We start from the raw sequence: 289 nt of genomic DNA, 5'->3' as shown, positions 1-289 counted from the left end.
CAGAAGTGAAACGCCGTAGCGCCGATGGTAGTGTGGGGTCTCCCCATGCGAGAGTAGGACACTGCCAGGCATCAAATTTAGTTGTGCTGATATGGCTCAGTTGGTAGAGCGCACCCTTGGTAAGGGTGAGGTCCCCAGTTCGACTCTGGGTATCAGCACCAGTTACATGGGTTAAAGTTCGGTAGTAGTAGAAAAGAATTTACCTGGCGGCAATAGCGCGGTGGTCCCACCTGACCCCATGCCGAACTCAGAAGTGAAACGCCGTAGCGCCGATGGTAGTGTGGGGTCT

The 289-nt window shown here is 54.3% G+C and carries 1 tRNA gene and 1 rRNA gene; both read left to right on the top strand.

Annotated elements, in window-relative coordinates:
* Nucleotides 1-85: 85 nt before the first annotated feature.
* Nucleotides 86-161, top strand: a tRNA-Thr gene (locus V1952_RS22715).
* 41 nt (nucleotides 162-202) lie between these two features.
* Nucleotides 203-289, top strand: a 5S ribosomal RNA gene (gene rrf, locus V1952_RS22710); the annotation flags it as partial.

It is taken from the genome of Yersinia sp. 2542 StPb PI, assembly GCF_048593855.1.
GTDB classification, from domain to species: domain Bacteria; phylum Pseudomonadota; class Gammaproteobacteria; order Enterobacterales; family Enterobacteriaceae; genus Yersinia; species Yersinia enterocolitica_E.
This window is presented reverse-complemented; position numbering and strand designations above follow the sequence as displayed.